Source organism: Umbribacter vaginalis (assembly GCA_001552935.1).
GTDB lineage: Bacteria > Actinomycetota > Coriobacteriia > Coriobacteriales > Eggerthellaceae > Berryella > Berryella vaginalis.
On the sequence record KQ959672.1, the window covers coordinates 1 to 17,178 of the forward strand.

General features: G+C 47.2%; 11 protein-coding genes. 8 read left to right on the forward strand and 3 right to left on the reverse strand.

Annotated features, from left to right (window positions below; all coding sequences use genetic code 11):
- The 3 genes from HMPREF3190_RS00225 to HMPREF3190_RS00235 all read right to left on the reverse strand — a co-directional run.
- A partial coding sequence (locus tag HMPREF3190_RS00225) for a hypothetical protein (protein WP_156425661.1) occupies window positions 1–624 on the reverse strand: 624 nt, incomplete at its 3' end.
- A gap of 425 nt (window positions 625–1,049) precedes the next feature.
- Window positions 1,050–2,543, reverse strand: a complete 1,494-nt coding sequence (locus HMPREF3190_RS00230; RefSeq protein WP_066779021.1) for a flavocytochrome c — start codon at window positions 2,541–2,543, stop codon at window positions 1,050–1,052.
- Between the two features lie 12 nt (window positions 2,544–2,555).
- On the reverse strand, window positions 2,556–3,221 hold the full coding sequence (locus HMPREF3190_RS00235) for a cytochrome c3 family protein (RefSeq protein ID WP_066779024.1): 666 nt from the start codon (window positions 3,219–3,221) through the stop codon (window positions 2,556–2,558).
- A gap of 964 nt (window positions 3,222–4,185) precedes the next feature.
- Here HMPREF3190_RS00235 and HMPREF3190_RS00240 point away from each other — a divergent pair.
- From HMPREF3190_RS00240 to nrfD, 8 genes are all read left to right on the forward strand, one after another.
- Window positions 4,186–7,683 (forward strand): ATP-dependent DNA helicase, encoded by a 3,498-nt coding sequence (locus tag HMPREF3190_RS00240; RefSeq protein WP_066779025.1) that lies wholly within the window; start codon window positions 4,186–4,188, stop codon window positions 7,681–7,683.
- Between the two features lie 93 nt (window positions 7,684–7,776).
- Complete coding sequence (locus HMPREF3190_RS00245; RefSeq protein WP_066779027.1) at window positions 7,777–9,126, forward strand: Y-family DNA polymerase; 1,350 nt, start codon at window positions 7,777–7,779, stop codon at window positions 9,124–9,126.
- Between the two features lie 341 nt (window positions 9,127–9,467).
- Window positions 9,468–9,740 (forward strand): hypothetical protein, encoded by a 273-nt coding sequence (locus tag HMPREF3190_RS00250; protein ID WP_066779029.1) that lies wholly within the window; start codon window positions 9,468–9,470, stop codon window positions 9,738–9,740.
- A 246-nt stretch (window positions 9,741–9,986) separates the two neighbouring features.
- Window positions 9,987–11,423, forward strand: coding sequence for a GAF domain-containing sensor histidine kinase (locus HMPREF3190_RS00255; protein WP_066779036.1), 1,437 nt, complete (start codon window positions 9,987–9,989; stop codon window positions 11,421–11,423).
- Complete coding sequence (locus tag HMPREF3190_RS00260) at window positions 11,423–12,061, forward strand: response regulator transcription factor (RefSeq protein WP_066779039.1); 639 nt, start codon at window positions 11,423–11,425, stop codon at window positions 12,059–12,061. Before HMPREF3190_RS00255 ends, HMPREF3190_RS00260 begins: the two co-directional genes overlap by 1 nt.
- Before the next feature lie 446 nt (window positions 12,062–12,507).
- A complete protein-coding gene (locus HMPREF3190_RS00265; protein ID WP_082715019.1) occupies window positions 12,508–15,180 on the forward strand; it encodes a molybdopterin-dependent oxidoreductase in 2,673 nt (890 codons plus the stop codon).
- Window positions 15,177–15,863: a 4Fe-4S dicluster domain-containing protein gene (locus HMPREF3190_RS00270; RefSeq protein WP_066779042.1), complete on the forward strand. Its 687-nt coding sequence runs from the start codon at window positions 15,177–15,179 to the stop codon at window positions 15,861–15,863. Before HMPREF3190_RS00265 ends, HMPREF3190_RS00270 begins: the two co-directional genes overlap by 4 nt.
- Window positions 15,864–15,867: 4 nt before the next feature.
- Window positions 15,868–17,142 carry an NrfD/PsrC family molybdoenzyme membrane anchor subunit gene (gene nrfD, locus HMPREF3190_RS00275; protein ID WP_066779044.1) on the forward strand — a complete coding sequence of 425 codons (1,275 nt, stop codon included), beginning with the start codon at window positions 15,868–15,870 and terminating at the stop codon, window positions 17,140–17,142.
- The last annotated feature ends 36 nt before the right edge of the window (window positions 17,143–17,178 follow it).

The following is a 17,178-nucleotide window of genomic DNA, read 5'->3' on the forward strand; positions in this document are numbered from 1 at the left end:
ATTATGTTTCACGTGAAACATTTGTTGCGCATTGCGTTTATCGAGTTCGCGCATTGCCTGATGGTAGGCTACGTATGACACAATCGGCAAAAAGATGCATAGCACATAACACATGACGTGCGGCATCAGCGTCATGCAAAAATTTATAACCGAGCTCAGCGCAAGACATATGAACGTATAAACAAGCGCCTCATCAGGCTGAAGCCGCTCGTAAAAGCGCATCCACATGCCGATACCCCACGCAATGCCAATGCCGGCAAGTAAGGTTTCAAGCAACGTTACCGGTAGATGTGGGATTTCGTTTTGCGCAACATACAGCGCCGCCGTCACGGTAAGTGTGCTTACCGAAAGCCAGTCAGCTAGTTTTTGTTCGCGTTCATTAAAGTGACCGCACACAAAAGCTACGATAAGCAACACAATAAGTGCCGCCCGCGATATGCTGCCAATCAGTGAGCTTTCCTGCGCATTCTCGCTAAAAGGATGCTGGTAAAAGCAGCATTGTATCCAGACGCTTACCGCTATTATGCCGAAAAAGCATACCGAGAATCGAGCTCTCAATACACTGAAAAAGTCGCGTAACGATTGTGCTTGCACGCTTGGTTTCTCTTCTCTCTTTCGAAACACACCCCGCTTTATTGTATACGTTGCGTGCGCGAATGCGGCGCAGAATAGCAAAAAAGCCGAACTCGCCTAAGGCAGATTCGGCTATAAATCATGTATGTTTTGTGCAGGCGCTGTGAGCACCCTCGCAAGCTGCATCAACAACCTTGTGAACTGCAGCAATACGTTTCTGGATGCTCGTTAGGAACATCCGTTGGGAACGGCTTGCGAACGCCCTTGAGAGGCGCGCGCACGCCCGTCAGGAACTCCTGCAAGCCGCGCTAACGTCCGTTAGGAGCGTTCTCGCCAGTTGCATAACCGCCCACCAATGCCAAACGCCACTGGCACCAGTTCCACAGTTACGCGCACCACGTTCCCGCATCCGAACCACGCGACACGGGAAAACCGCCTCGCAGCTCAGTCCGCAGCGACGCTGCCGTTTTCGCAGCTTATTGCTTCAAGAATTTTAATGCGGTGTCTTGCGCTTGACGCCCGTTGACGTTGATGTCGCACACTGCGTTTCCGCCCAGACGGTTGCCACCATGCAGGCCGCCTGTCACTTCTCCTGCGGCAAACAAACCCGGAATTGACTTCCCGTTTTTGTCAAGCACCTCTGCCTTGGCGTTCACGCGCAGACCACCCATGCAATGGTGAATGCCAGGCGCCACTTTAACTGCACAATATGGTGGCTTTACCAGCGGATTCAGGCTCTTTGTGCGCCCAAAGGGGTCAGCCACACCCTGCGCGATATTGTTGTTGTACGACGTGACGGTAGCCGCAAACGTTGCCGCAGGTACCTTCATTTTTTCTGCAAGACTATTGAAGTCGTCTGCTATCTGGATAAGCTTGCGCGGTACAAACTTTTCTTTGATCGACAAGTTGTTATCGTGCACTGTTTTGTCGAACACAGCCCACGCAAATTTTCCAGGCTGCGCCCATTCCGACTGCGAAACCACGTCACGTGTGCGCATTTCATCGCCAAAACGCTCGCCCTTTGAATTCACAAGAATGGCGCCGTCGCCGCGGATGCTTTCTGACAGCAGCGTTGCCGTTGACTGCTCAACGGTTGGGTGCACTTGGATTTCTCCGATGTCCACAATGTCCGCGCCAACTGCCTGCGAAAATACGAGGCCGTCGCCTTGGGTGCCTGGCTGATTGGTGGTTACTGCATCAATCAGCTCGGGGCGATACTGTGCAATCATCTTGTGGTTTGCGCCAAAACCGCCTGTCGTAACAATAACTGCACGCGCGTGGTATGAAATCTCCAAACCCTGAGGGTTACGCGCACGAACACCAGCAACTTTGCCGTCTTGCATGAGAATTTCTTCTACTTTAGTGTTGCAAATAATGCCAATGCCGCGTTTTTGACATTGCTTCACCATACCCTTAACGATGAACTTGCCCACTGCTTCGCCGGTTGCAGGACGATGCATGCGCTTTACGGACGCGCCGCCCGACATACCTAGCTTCGAGAGGGTGATACCCATTGAATCGAGCCAGTCAATCGCGCTGTTTGAATTTTCGCACAGGTGCTGAATAAGCTCCATTTTCCCTTTTTGGTGGCCACCTTTGTAGGTGTCGTTCACCATCAACTCAACGGAGTCTTGTACGCCCGCTTGTTTTTGGAAGCGCGTGCAGCAGGCGTTCATGCCGCCTTCTGCAAAGCAGGTATTACCGCCCGCAACAGGCATTTTTTCGAGAACGATAACTTTTGCACCCTGGTCAGCGGCGCCAATTGCCGCCGCCATGCCCGCGCCACCGGCTCCTACAATCACGATGTCGAACGCACCGCCGTCAAGCTTGTTCTTTTCTTTCTCTTCGGCAAACGAGTGTGGCGTTCCACAACCAGTAAGGGTTGTTGCCGCAGCTGCAGCGCCAATAGCAAGGGCGCTTTCCAAAAACGTACGGCGGCTTAAATGTTTGTTTGAAGTGTTGCTTTTCATAATGGTGCACCCTTAACCTTTCGCATGAAATGGAATAGTTGCCTCGTGGTCTGGGCGATAGGGAAGCGCCGCCCACCCTTCAGGAACATGTTCAGCGGCTGGTCGGTGACATTCCGAGCAAATCATTACCGACTGTTCGTGCGCTTTGTGGCAATCGCCGCAGTTGGTAACACCATGTTGGCTAAACGCGTGCGGATTCCACGGCATGTTTTTGGTTTTCTTTTCAAGATCGGCAAGCGTCATATTATGGCAGCCAGAACGCAAACACGTTTCCGGTGTTGCATATTTTGCGCTGTGAGATAGCAGTTTGCCCGTTTCTTTGTCATAGGCGTAATGACCGCTTATCCACTTGGTAACTTCGTTAATTTGCTCGTCGATTTTAGCTGGATGGCAGGTCAAACACGTAACTCCTGCTTTTCCATGAACGCTTGCAAGGCTTGCCACGTTGTTTTGATAGTAGCTTTCCACGTAGCTGTCCATTGGCGTGTGGCAGACACTGTTGCAAAACGTTGGCTGCTCATGCCATTTCCAGAACGCTACCGCTAAAACTACAATCACAACAACGATAACGCCAACGATGAGTTTCTTTTTTTGCGACTTGGGCGCTGTTTGCGCATGCGCGGCCGCCGCACCACCATCGTTTTCGTTGGCAGATGGCGATTGATGCTCGTTAGCCATACTTTCTCCCTCTCTCTTTTGTTGTTGGGGTAATGGCGAAAACGCCGTACATGCACTGCATGCTGGATGTGTTGTACGTTGCTAACGACGAACCCGCGGTACATGCTGTGTACGCTGTGAACGCTTGACATGCTGTACATGTTGCGAACACTGCGAACGTTGGACATGCGGTGCATGCAGTACAGGTACCTTGCATAGATACATTGTGTAGCTAGGCTTCGTAACGAGTCGTACTTACGGGCACTTTTGTGAGCCTGAACATGTTTTTTACGAGGTACACGGTGTAGCTATACAGGGTAGAAATGTACGCGTTCGCTTACCCTGTATGCGATTATGCAGGAGAACCTAGCAACTTTAACACACCCTTTTTGGGTGGTATGGAGGCTCTGTGGGGTGGTTTTGCTTTTCTCAGAGGGCTGATGGTGCGTATCATATTTTTTATATGAGTTGAGTTATGCATCGTTATCATATGTATTTCAGGAATATGGGAACACGTCAATTAAAGATATCAATCGGTATAATTTTTTTAAAATTCTCGCTATTTATCGAACAAATATACGCTATTATGATAACGAACAAAGAGGCATACTTGTTGTGTTAAAGCTTGGGCACGGTGCAATTTATAAGCGTTTTATCTCGAACGATGCTGCACATAGATTAGGGACAGCAATGATTATTGGTAGTCAATACTCACAGGATTATATGAGGAGCAGTATCAGAGGCATAAAACACGTGTCAGAGGCACAAAGCGCGTGAACACATAAAGCGTAACAGCACTTGTGTTATGAGCAAATGGTACAACATGGCATCAACACATAAAGCGCATGGAGTGGTAAGAGTGACGGCTTCAGGTACTAGGATATGTGCATGAATAGCGGCATAGGAGTATGTGCATCTCGCGTAAATGTATGTTTATGTAGGTAAATAAGGGAAAATCACGATATGAAGCGTGAAAGGGGACACGATGGATGCGTTTACAGCAGGTTTTGAGCGTTTAAATCCGCAGCAACGCGAGGCAGTAGAGTGTATTGATGGGCCGCTTATGGTAATTGCTGGACCTGGAACAGGGAAAACTCAGTTGTTAAGCCTGAGAGCAGCAAATATCTTAGCGCACAGAGATATACAACCGCAGAATATTTTATGCCTTACGTATACTGAAGCTGGTGCCGAGGCTATGACAAAGCGCCTCATCGAGCTTATCGGGCGTGATGGTTACAACATAGAGGTATCAACATTTCATGCTTTTGCGTGCTCATGCCGCAGTAAGTATTCAGAGTATTTTCGTGAAAAATCTCGCACTGTTCTTATTAGTTCATTACAACAGACCAAGCTTATTGACAAGTTGTTGAAGGATCTGCGATACGATAACTGCCTTGCTGGTATAAGTAATGGTATTGCCAATAATATTGGCGCTGTTAAAACGTTTATTTCTACTATGAAGCGCCATGCTATTTCGTCACAAGAGTATAAAGCCATTATGCAGCAAACGTATGATACTGGACTATATCTTGCGCGCAATTCTACGTTCATGGAGTTGCTTACCCTGCCTCTTAATAAGAAAGACAAGTATGACATCATTCAGTCGTTTCAGGAACAGGCTTACATGCTATGTAAAACAGCACCTAAGGAGCTAACAGACTATGTATGCAGTGTGCCTGGCGTGTACGAGCCTTATTTATGCTGGCTTATGCGTTATCTTGACAATCATGAACTTACGGACGGTACGTCCACGAGTGGTTTTCAAGAATTACGCAAAGTGCTTTTCAGAAAAGATGCTAATCATAACATTGAGTTAAAGTGCGTGAGTGTAAGCGAAAAAGGCTTGGTTGCAGCAGATATATATGCACAATATCAGCAGCATTTAGAGCAGTCGGGTTTGCACGACTATGATGATATGATTATGGATTTCTTAACAGTTGTACGTGCAACACCAGAATTAAAATATGCGCTTCAGGAGCAATATCGCTACATTCAAGTTGATGAATTTCAAGACACTAACAGTGCGCAAATGGGCATAGTAGAACTGCTTGCAGATGGTGTTGAGAAACCAAATATTATGGTGGTGGGCGATGACGATCAAGCAATTATGCGTTTTCAAGGAGCAAGTATTGCTTGCATAGGCCAGTTTTGTGAACGATTTACTCCTAAGCGTGTTGTGCTTAAAACAAATTATCGTTCAACGCCTGATATTGTTGCTATGGGCTCGCGCATCGCACAGTATATTGAACAGCGCCTTCCTGAAAGCACTCAGGATAAACAAATAGAAGCTTTTCGTGAACACGGAACACAAACAAGCTTCGAAGAGCAGGTATTTTTAAGTGAAGACCAAGAGTACTTTGCTATTGCCCAAGATATTAAACGCCATATTGATGATAACTTTATAGAAAACGCTAAAAAACCTGATGAAGCTATCGCTGTGATTGCTAATACTCATAAGATGCTTAAGAAACTTATCCCATTTTTGAATAAGTTTGATATCCCCTATTCCTATTCCAATAAAGCGAATGTGTTTACGATGGAGTCGCTGCAAACAACATTAGCACTTTTGCGCTGTGTGTCTGCGTATAGTGCAGGCAAAGAGGATTTAGCAGCTACCTATTTACCACAAATTGTTGCATCTCCTGAATGGGGCGGCGATAACGTATCAAGTATTATGTTTGCTCTTAACGCAAAAAAACATTATAGGGGTAACTGGTTGCGTGCTTTGAAGGAAACCGACAATAAGCGTTTGCAGGAGCTTCATAATTCATTACAGGAATGGTCAAGACGAGCCTTAGAAGCGCCTGTTCGTCAGCTTATTTTTGATATTACTGCGAAATCACGCTTATATTATCAACGTCATAGCGAAGATAATCCTTATGCACTTGCTGAATATAACAGTGGCATACGTGCTTTACTCTTATTTGTTAATGATGAACTGGAGTCGCGTTATGCCTTACAGCGCGCTTTGCGTTTAAGTGATATTGTGCACTGTATGGATGAAGCAGCCAGCTATTCAGTGTTTGTTGAAGCATCATTACAAGTTGGCACGCAACACGCCGTGCGCTTAACATCAGCTCATAGTTCGAAAGGCTTAGAATTCGATTTAGTGTATTTAATTGATGCTGCAGATAAAACATGGTATTCAACACAGGCAGGAAAAGGCGTGTGTCTTTTCCCTGACAATATCTTAGTAAGCAACGACAAAAACGATGACGACGTGAGGCGGTTGTTATTTGTAGCTGTGACACGCGCAAAGGATTATCTGAAAATATCGCGTGTTGGTGGTAATACTTTGCCCGAACTTAATGAGCTTGTTACATCTACTGATATAACGCTTGATGTACAAGATATAAGCGCTGCGTTGCAAACATCGTGGGAGCAATCATACGAGCTTAATTCTCCTGAATTGAGAGCGCTTCTTACACCGTATTTGCCTCCGCGCGCATTATCGGTGAGTGCTTTGAATGATTTTGTCAGTTGTACTGGGTGTTCTCCTGAAAATCTGGGAAGCGCTTGTTTTGCGCATAAGAGGTTATTGGCGCTTCCGCAAGCTCCTTCTATCAGTCTTGAGTTTGGTAGTTTAGTGCACGCTTATTTTGAAGATTATGTACAGTATGCAAACAAATATGGACTTGATGCGGTAGATAAAGAATTGCGCACTCTGTTATCAACTGACGCTTTACAGGAATTACGTGCGTATTGTACGAACAATGGCACACTAGAAAATATGTCTGTGCAAGATGCAGCACAAACACCATTACCCTTACAGGTGACAACTGATAAATATGATACTGGCGCTGCGAATCAATCAGACAATATATATAGTTTGATTTCATATTATATTAATCGCGTGGCAGCGCTCGATTTTGAACAAGAAGATGTAATTCGTTGTTTGGATAGATTTATCGCTATTGTACATATAACGCCTGAAATAGCCCGTGGTTATAGTGATCAGTGTTTGTTGCGTACTGAAGTAGAGTTAACGGCAGTGGTTAATAACGAAGTGCCTTTGTACGGAAAATGCGACTTGTTACAAATTAACGAACAAGACAAAACAATTAAGTTGATTGACTATAAAACAAGCCTATCAACTAAAAAGATAACTACCCCTACAGCGGCTTATCAGCGTCAATTGCAATTCTATGTTTACCTTATAGAAAACTCACAGGAGTTTAGCGGTTATCACGTCATAACATGTGAGGATTGGTATGTTGAGCCCGATAAGCAAACAAAACAGAAGCGTGAGCCTGTTGTATCATCTGCTTCTCGTGATGAGCTAGTACATCTTACTCAATTGATTGTAGCTGCATGGCATCGTATTACTAATGCGAATTTCGATACCAGCGCCTTTTTTGAGTCATCACAGTTTGTTACGTGGAAAGAAAAGTATAGCGACAAGAAAAAAATGTCTCAGGATATGAAAAACGAGCTTCAACGTTGTTATGAAGATTGGCTGATTAGTGAAGATGACGTGCTGTAACGCGTTGAACTGTCGCGCATTGGGCTGTCATATTGGGTTGTAATGCATTTCGTTAAGCGCTTGCGTGTAGAGTTAAAAAGGAGGCGATCTGTAATGAATGAACATGATGACAACCTTGATGTGTTTACAACTTCTTCATTAATCGCCTCTGAACAGCCTTTATATATGTGTATCGACTTAAAAACTTTTTATGCAAGTGTCGAATGTGCTGATAGAGGACTTAATCCATTTACAACAAATTTAGTGGTAGCTGATCCAACCCGAAGCGACAATACTATTTGTTTGGCTATTACTCCTGCTATGAAGCAACTTGGTGTTGCTAATCGTTGTCGTATTAACGATATACCACCTGGTATTTCGTACGAAGTGGCGCCACCTCGCATGAAGCATTACATGGATATATCAGCGCGCATTGTTGATATTTATTTATCATTTGTTGCTCCAGTCGACTTATATCCCTACAGCATTGATGAATGTTTTATTTATATATCGCCTTATTTGAAGCTCTATCAGGTATCCGCTATAGAGTTTGCGCAACGTTTGCAGCAAGCGGTACTTATGAAAACCCATATTACAGCAACGGTTGGTATAGGCACGAATTTGTTCCTTGCTAAAGTAGCGCTTGATATTCGCGCAAAGCATTGCAAAAACGGCATCGGCATGTTGAATAGTCAGCTGTTTAAGAAATATATCTGGTTTTATACACCTCTTACGGATATTTGGGGTATTGGTAAAGGCACGCAGCAACATCTGGCAAAACTTGGCATTGATACGCTTGCTGGCGTGTGTAGCATGCCTAAAAATCTTATTTTGAAAGAATTTGGCAAAAATGGCCGATACCTTCTTGAGCATGCCTGGGGTTTAGAGTGTATGACTATCCCGCGCATTAAGGCATATACGCCAAAAGTGCATAGTATAACTAATGGGCAAGTGTTTATGCGAGATTATACGTATCAGGAAGTGTTTACGATTTTGCATGAAATGACAACAGAGTCATCGCTTGATTTGGTACGTCAGCGTATATATGCATCGGGAGTGTCGCTGAATATTGGATTTTCTATGCACTTTGCGCGCATAATGGAGAGTAATACAAGCGGCGAGTTTAAGCGCAGAATACATTCATTTTCAAGTAAGCTGTGCGTACCAACCAATAATGAACAGCAGCTCTATGCTGCCTTTAAGCGTTTATATGAAGCGCATATTCCCGCCAATGCTACTATCCGGCGCGTACAGTTGAATTTTACCGGTTTATGTTTATCGGATACATGCGCCTCTGCGCTGCCGTGCTGCAGTGATAGCCCATCAGAATTACAGAAATTGCCGCAAACTATTGTTGATATTCGTAAGCGTTTTGGGGCAAATTATTTGCTTAAAGCTACGAGTTTGCGCCCCGAGGCAAATGCGCGTATTCGTAATAAACAAATAGGAGGCCATCGTGCTTAATCTGTTTGTTATAAATATTAGCTGTAGTGAAGAGTTTGGGTGCAACAAAAGGAGTAAAAAAGGAGTAAAAAAGGAGTAAAAAGGAGTATATAAGAGAGCTGCGACCAATAAATAAGCGCTGCGAAATTAAAGCGGGATAAGGAGATCAAAATTCATCGGCAATTATCGAAAAGCAACTCGTGCATCATAATCAACATCGGTAATGCGCTGAATATTGGCACTACGTAGTGACAAAACACGATAACAGACATCCGCTATATATTGAACAAAAACAATGCGTAAATAAAAGTCAGGAAACAAAAGTTAGGAAAGAGCCATAAGAGAGGTGGTGTTTAGTTCGGGTGAGTATAGATCAACAGAGTATATTAGCGCAGTTTGAAAAGCTTGAAAATGAGCTGTCGGCCTTGATGATATGCGATGAATGGTGTTCACTTCCCTTTTATGAAAGGGAAAAACGCTCGACGGTGGTGTCAGCTATTTTGGAACGCGTTCATAAAGAGGGTTTTCCGCAGCCAGAAAATGATCCTATGAGGCCGAGTTTATTCATGCCATTTGCCGCATTGAAAGGATACGACCATATGATAGAGCAAATAACAAACAATGAGGGTGCTTAATAGCGTACGACCACATCACTCAAAAATAGGCCTGGTTGTGCGGCAACGGTGTAAGTGTGACATTGTGTAAGTGTGTATATTGTGCATGTACGAAACACCCTTAGTAGGCGTAATCGATACTGTATTAGTTGTGCATGCGCGTAATATAAATAAGCGTGTATGATTACGAATACTAACGGATATCCTTATAGGCAGTACACAGATTGTTTGTATAATTGCATAGGCATATGGCATAAGGAGGGGTATATGAATCAGCGTTCACAGCGTGCGGTTGATACATCTACGTCGTCGTTTCGACAGTCGACATCTCAAAAGCCTGCTGCAACTGCATACTCTGGCAGCACGTCGTCTCTTTCCCAGATATTGACAGATGCCGCACATCATGTGCGCAAACGGTTTGGCTTCGACTTTGTTGGTGTATCGCTCGTGCCATCTGACGCACTCAATGTGCTTGATTGGTCGCTTGCAAGTGGCTCAACCAATGATAATTTCGAGATGATTCGCTTGCCAGCGGGTGTGGGCGCGCTTGGTAAAGCATACGCACTTAAGCGCTGCTTGATTGTTGATAGTGTTGCCGATGACATTCCTGAAAATGAACGGTTTCAGTATCCTATTGTCGTAGCCGAAGCGCTTCAAAGTTTTATAGCGTTTCCGCTGATGGACAAACAAAATATCGTTACCATTTTTATTTGTGCGTTTCGTAGCGTTCGTAGTTTTGATGATGCATTTACGTGGGAAGTAGAGCGTTTTGTTGCTCATGAGCTGCAGCTCGAGCTTTCGCTTATTCCACCATTACGTGTTCGTGGCCGACAAAAAGGTTTCGCATATTCTGAACTCTCACAGCGCATTATTCAGGCACAAGAAGATGAGCGCCGTCGTATTGCACGCGAGCTCCATGATGGAATTTCACAAGAGGTTCTGTTGGCACAAATGAGCTTGCGCAAACTGAAATATGTGACTGGTGATGAATGGCGCGCGGAAGTGCGCCACGCAAGCGAACAGCTGCGCGATGTTATATCGCACATTGGTGCTATGGCAAAGGCGCTACGGCCTCCTTCTCTTGATGAGCTGGGGCTTGCTGCCGCAATGCGCGATTTATGTAGCACGTGTTCTTCGGCGTTTGGTGTGACGATTGATGCACAGATCGACGATGTTTTGCCGTTGGGTGAAGAGCGCGAGATTGTAGTGTATCGTATTTTTCAAGAGGCGCTGTCGAATGCATGTAAGTACTCTGGCTCAGAACATATTACCGTGTTGTTGCGCCAAACGAGCCAGTATGTGCACTTGCGTGTTGAAGATGCAGGTTGTGGATTTGATACTGACAACATTCGCGCATTTGGAACAGGATTAGGAATTGAAGGCATGCGTGAGCGAGCGTTGTTGGTGGGTGGCAAATTTACGATTACGTCGACGCATGGAGCTGGTACTACTGTTACCTTATGTCTGAGTGCTGCATCTGCGTCATCTGCTGCATCGGCAGATGAAGAAGCGCCTGGATTGCCTGTGACCTCGGCAGATGATGAGATACCTGCGTCTACTGTCGCGTCGGCAGATAGCACTGCACCTGCGTCATCTGCTGCATCGGCAGATCATGAAGCACCTGCATCGTCTGCTTGTCAGGAACTTGCTGCTGTTTCTGCTGACGCACATACATCATCAACGGAATGTACCAAGGAGGAGTGATGATATCAATCCTTTTAGCTGACGATCATGCGATGGTGCGTAAAGGCTTTCGCATGATTCTTGAGCAACAACCCGACTTTAAGGTGGTTGATGAAGCAGCTGATATGGATGAAGCTTTGTTGAAAGCCTCAACTGCTCGCCCTAAAGTAGTAGTGAGTGACATTTCAATGGGTGGTGAAAAGCGCGGCTTGCTGCTTGCTCAGCGAATTGTCGATGCCGATTTGCCGTGTCGCGTTGTAATGCTTACCATGCATGCGGAACTGGAGTATTTGTTACAAGCGTTTCGTTTGGGAGCTATGGGTTATGTGCTGAAAAGCTCTTCCGATACTGAATTAGTAAATGCGGTACGCCGCGCAGCTGCTGGTGAAATGTATGTCTGCGAAGCAATGATGAGCGGTTTTGTGCAGCAGTCGATGCAGAAAAATCAAACAGGAGCGCAATGTGTATTAACGCCTCGTGAGAGCGAATTGGTAACACTAGCTGTTCAAGGGTATTCAAATACTGCTATTGCAGAAGCGTTATCGGTGTCAGTTAAAACAGTCGAAAGCCAGAAAACAAAAATTATGCAAAAGCTTGGGCTTGATTCTAAGCCAGAATTGTTTGCATATGCAGCTCAACACGGCTTGTTGGGGCTTTAGTGTTTGGACTTTGTATAAGGTGTGCAATGCGTGTATTTGACAGTGCGTGTATTTGGTTAAAGCTGTATGTCGTCTGTTACCACCTGTTGTCGTCCGTTACCATTTGTTACCACCTGTTGTCGTTAGTTATCATCTGTTACCACCTGTTATCGTGCTCGGTTTTCCTATTGTCGCGACAGCGTTTTGCTTGCTTTGAGTACCGTACCTGCACACTCTACCGACACACAGTACTCCGGCATTAAAACGGTAGTTCTTATAATCTTTTCCAGTTCAAAATTATTCTCAAAAAAAGATATTAAAAAACTTATTGTTAATAGGGATTTTCCTATGTCGAGCTAGGATTATTCCCCCTTTGTTTCCATTACGTTACCTGCCACAATGGCAATTAACAAGGAGGCAACGCCTGAGGGGGATAGGTCTTCTTGTATCTAAGACGAGGGGGTTTTATGAAAGAAACCGAACACATCAAAGGTCGTACTCTGCCTGTAAACGATACGCTTGCAGGGCATGACATCTCTGACGAACATGGCGCTCCTGCACCTCACGGCGTTTCGCGCCGCGCCTTCGTGGGAGGACTTGCTGCTACCACCTGCGCTCTTGCTGCAGGCGGTATGATCGCTGGCATTCCCGCGGCAAAATCGCTTGCAGAAAACGCGCCCAGTGAGGGCATGTGGGTTCGCACCACCTGTGCTCCCAACTGCACGGGCTCCTGCGGAATGAAAGCGTTCGTCAAAGACGGCCAAATCAAAATGGTCTCGCAAGCCGCCGACTACCCGTACGAGCACTACAACCCGCGCGGCTGCCTGAAAGGCCTGTCCATTAACACGATGATCCACGGTCCTGAGCGCCTTACCAAGCCGCTGGTTCGCAACGCGCAAACGGGCAAAATGGAACAAACAAGCTGGGAAAATGCACTTGACACTGCCGCCTCTAAGCTCCAAGAAATCGCGCGCAAATATGGCCCCGATTCCATTGGCGTCATCTGGCAAGTTCAGGGCACTGGTCATATCCAAAAAGGCTCGCTTATTCGCCTTACCAAGTCGCTGGGCTGGTCGGCAATTGGTGGTTACGAGCTCAACGGCGACCTTCCCATGTTCTGGCCTGAAACTTTCGGTTGCCAAAGCGAAGAGCTGGAGTCTTACGCGTGGGAAGATTCGCGCTATACGCTTATTTTCGGATCGAACCCGATGGTTACGCGCTTGCCCGATTCTCATTTCTTGAATTTTTCGCGCGAAGCGGGCGGCAAAGTTGTGTGCTTCGACCCTAATTATTCCGCTACTGCCGAAAAATCGACCGACTGGGTGCAAATCAAGCCCGACACTGATGCTGCGTTTGCTCTAGCGGCGGCGCGCTATATCATCGAAAACAACCTGCATGACAAGGAATTCTGCGCGAATTTCACCGACTTGCCACTTCTCATTAACACGAACACAGGAAAACGCGTCCTTGCACGTGATGTGCCTGGTCTAACGCTGCCATCCGTTCCCGAATATCGCGAAGTGTACGTGGCGCTCAAAAATGGTGCACCTGTGTGTGTCGACCCAGAGCATCTTGGTTCCACGCCCGACCTTCAGCTGGAAGTGAATACCCAGCTTACACTCAAAAACGGCAGCACTATTCCCGTAAAAAGCTCAATGGTGCTGCTGCGCGAATCGCTTGCACCATGCACGCTTGAATGGGGCGAAAGCATTACAGGCGTTCCCGCTAAAACTATTCAAACCATCGCGCACAACTGCGCCACCATCAAACCACTGCACATCATCCTCGGCGGCTCAGCAATTCAGTGGCACCATGGCGACCTCAAAGGCCGCGCGTGCTCGCTGTTGGTAGCACTTACTGGCAACCTGGGAAAGCTGGGAGCAGGCATTTCTACCTACGTTGGTCAGTACAAAACGCGTTTCAAGGCAGCATCGTGGCTGGTTCCGCCTAATCCAAACGCTACATCAGCACCGTTTCACTACGCGGTGAACGGCCGCACGCCTACCATGAGCGCCCCGTTCCCGAAAAGCGGCTTTAAAGCTTTGGTTGTTGGGTGGGGTAATCCTTTCGAGCAGCATAACGTAGCAAATTGGTTGCGTAGCGCGCGCGAAAAGGGCGACCTTGAATGCGTTATTTCGTTCGACTTTCAACAAACTAAAACCGTGGAATACAGCGATGTTGCCTTTGCGTGCGCCAGCTGGTACGAAAAAACCGAGCTGGTTATTACGCCGCTGCACCCGTGGGTGCAGCTTGAGCGTCCGTTGGTTGATCCGCCTGGAGAAGCTCGCCCCGAGCTGTGGATATGCAAAGAGCTTGCCAACCGCCTGGCACCTGAGCGCAAAAATCAATGGCCGCAATGCACGCCTGAGCAGGCGGAAAGCGCTGCTGAAGATGTGCTAGCTACGCTGTTGAAAAACGGCGGCCCTACCATCGAGCACATTACGGTGGACGACCTGAAAAAAGGCCCCTGCAAATTGGCGCACGCAAACCCAGGTGAAAAGGCTATTCCTTTCTATGTGCAAATTCACGAAGGCAAGCCGTTCCCAACCGTGTCGCGCCCCAATCCGTACCCAAAAACGGCGAAGTTCGTGAAGTCGGGCCGCATTGAATTCTACAAGGACGAAGACCGATTCCTGCAGTTCAAAGAGCAGCTTCCGTGCTACAAACCGGCGTTTGTCGACACCGAGCTCAAAGCCGACCCCGATGCGTTGAAAAAGTTCCCGTTCGCCTACGTAACGCGCAACAGTCTGTTCCGTGTGCATTCAACGTACTCGAACAACCCGTTCATGCTTGAGCTCCAAAACAACACGCCCAAAGCGTTCATGAACCCGCACGACGCGGAAGAAAAGGGACTTCACCAGGGCGATGTTGTAGAAGTGTACAACGATCGTGGCCGCATCAGCGCCGCGCTTGTGTGCGACCCGGGCATGGCGCCAGGGCAGGTAATCTTCGATCAGGGCTGGTGGAGCCGCTATACCGGCGAGGAAAGCTACAACTCGCTTATTTTCCCGTGGATTAACCCCATCCACGAAATTTACTACATGTCGAGCGTGTGGTCGCCCAATATGGCGTGGAACGAATGTCTGTGTAATGTGCGTTTGCTGGAAGCGGGCGGCGCGCGTAAGGAAGTGATGTCATGAGATACGGAATGGTAGTTGACCTGGATAGATGCATTGGATGTCGCAGCTGTGCGGTTATCTGCAAAACACACAACGCCGAACCTGAAGGCATTTGGTGGAACCGCGTGTTCGTGCCGGGAGCGCCTGAATACGGCACGTCGGTTAAGGTGAACGGCGCTCCACGCATGGAGTTCGTGCCTATTAGCTGCCAGCATTGCGAAAATGCGCCGTGTCAAAGTGTGTGCCCAACAGGCGCAACGTACACCGACGACACGGGCACGGTGCTGGTTGATTACGACCGCTGTATTGGATGCCGCTACTGCATGACGGCGTGCCCCTACAATGTTCGCCAGTTTAACTGGGGAAAGTCGCCCGACATCAAAAGTGCCGACGGTAAAACGTACTCTTATGGTTATCCCGAGGAGTATCGCGAAAACGGCCATTTGGTGTACACGCCGCATCGTCCCGATGGCGTGGTGGAAAAATGCACATTTTGCAAGCAGTATACCTCTCAAGGTTTAGAGCCGGCGTGTTGTAGCGGATGTCCAGCTAATGCGCGTATTTTTGGCGATTTGGACGATCCGAATTCTTCGGTATCGAAATATCTGGAAGGCAAGAAAACCTTCATTTTGGGCAAAGAGCACAATACGCGTCCAAAAGTTATTTATGTATCGTCAACGCGTGGCACGCTTCAGGAGGTGTAGCCCCATGTCAAAGGAAAATTTTACAGCGCGCATGAGCACTCATGAGAACGGGAACGCGGCGAGTGCGAACGTGATCGAGAATGGGAATGCGTTTCTTACCCTTGTGTTTGGGCGCTACCGCACCGCCATCGTCGTGTCGCTTGTTGCAACCGCCATTGGCGCCATCGCGTGGATAGCGATGCTTACCTGCGGCCTCCTTGCCACAACAAACATGAGCAACATTTATAACTGGGGGCTTCTGATTGCTATTTTCGCTTTCCTTGTGGGTTTTGGAGCAGGTGCTCAATTTCTGGCATCCATTTTGTACCTGCGCGACCATACCCGTTATCGCAACATAGCATGCTACGCGCAAGCTATTAGCCTTGCTGGCGGCGTTGGAGCAGGTGCAGCAATTGTTGCCGACCTTGGCTCTCCCAAAAACATGCTGAATATGATTTTGCATCCTAACCCTCTATCGATGCTTACGTGGGATATGGTGGCGCTTAGCTTGTTTTTAGTGGTGTCAGTGGTGTGTCTGTTCGCACTTGCGCGGTCGTGGAAAAACACGAAAGTATGGATGATTATAGGCTTTCTTGCGGCGTTGTTTTTGCAGATTGTTGAGGGTTTGCTGTTCGCACTTAATTCCGCGCGTACCTGGTGGCATAGCCCCATTATGCCCATCGATTTCATCTGCGTTGCATTTGTATGTGGTGCGGCTGCGCTCGTTGGCGTGTGTGCTGTATCAAAACGCGCCGGCGGCATGAGTATGGCACGCTCACTGAGCCCTATCTTGTGCGTTGCTGTGCTTGTGCACATTGTGCTCATGGCTGCAGAGTTTGTGAATTTACACATGGAGAACACACCTGCATCACAACAAGTGTTGCATTTGTTGGGCGTGTATGCTCCGTTATACGCTGTTGAACTGCTGTTCCCGTTGATCGCTGCCTTGGTGTTGTGGTTTACGCGCCGCCACGCTCAGCATAAAATGTTTTTAGTAGTGGTGTTGGCAACCGTTATCGGCATGCTGGCGCATCGTATGATGTTGCTGTATCCAGCTTTTGCAGCACCAACGCTTTTTGTTGGTTTGTCGAATGCGCCTTCGCCCGAGTGGGCATATCCTATCGCAACGGGATTATATGCAAATAACGGAACTGCTTTTGAAATGGGGCAGGCGTATATTCCTTCACTTGTTGAAGCAATAAGTGTTTTGCTGCCTGTTGGCTTGACGATAGCGCTTATTTTAGTGGCTTTGAATTGTGTTTTTGCGTATGCAAACCGTTCTGTTTCTACGTGTGATTAACATACGCTGAACATTGTTTGTCAAACAGCCGTGCAT

What these genes read in the sequence shown, in the direction of transcription:
- HMPREF3190_RS00255 (WP_066779036.1), top strand. Translation starts at nt 9,987, where the DNA reads ATGAATCAGCGTTCACAGCGTGCGGTTGATACATCTACGTCGTCGTTT.
- HMPREF3190_RS00240 (WP_066779025.1), top strand. Translation starts at nt 4,186, where the DNA reads ATGGATGCGTTTACAGCAGGTTTTGAGCGTTTAAATCCGCAGCAACGC.
- HMPREF3190_RS00230 (WP_066779021.1), bottom strand. Translation starts at nt 2,543, where the DNA reads ATGAAAAGCAACACTTCAAACAAACATTTAAGCCGCCGTACGTTTTTG.
- HMPREF3190_RS00260 (WP_066779039.1), top strand. Translation starts at nt 11,423, where the DNA reads ATGATATCAATCCTTTTAGCTGACGATCATGCGATGGTGCGTAAAGGC.
- HMPREF3190_RS00245 (WP_066779027.1), top strand. Translation starts at nt 7,777, where the DNA reads ATGAATGAACATGATGACAACCTTGATGTGTTTACAACTTCTTCATTA.
- HMPREF3190_RS00235 (WP_066779024.1), bottom strand. Translation starts at nt 3,221, where the DNA reads ATGGCTAACGAGCATCAATCGCCATCTGCCAACGAAAACGATGGTGGT.
- HMPREF3190_RS00270 (WP_066779042.1), top strand. Translation starts at nt 15,177, where the DNA reads ATGAGATACGGAATGGTAGTTGACCTGGATAGATGCATTGGATGTCGC.
- nrfD (WP_066779044.1), top strand. Translation starts at nt 15,868, where the DNA reads ATGTCAAAGGAAAATTTTACAGCGCGCATGAGCACTCATGAGAACGGG.
- HMPREF3190_RS00265 (WP_082715019.1), top strand. Translation starts at nt 12,508, where the DNA reads ATGAAAGAAACCGAACACATCAAAGGTCGTACTCTGCCTGTAAACGAT.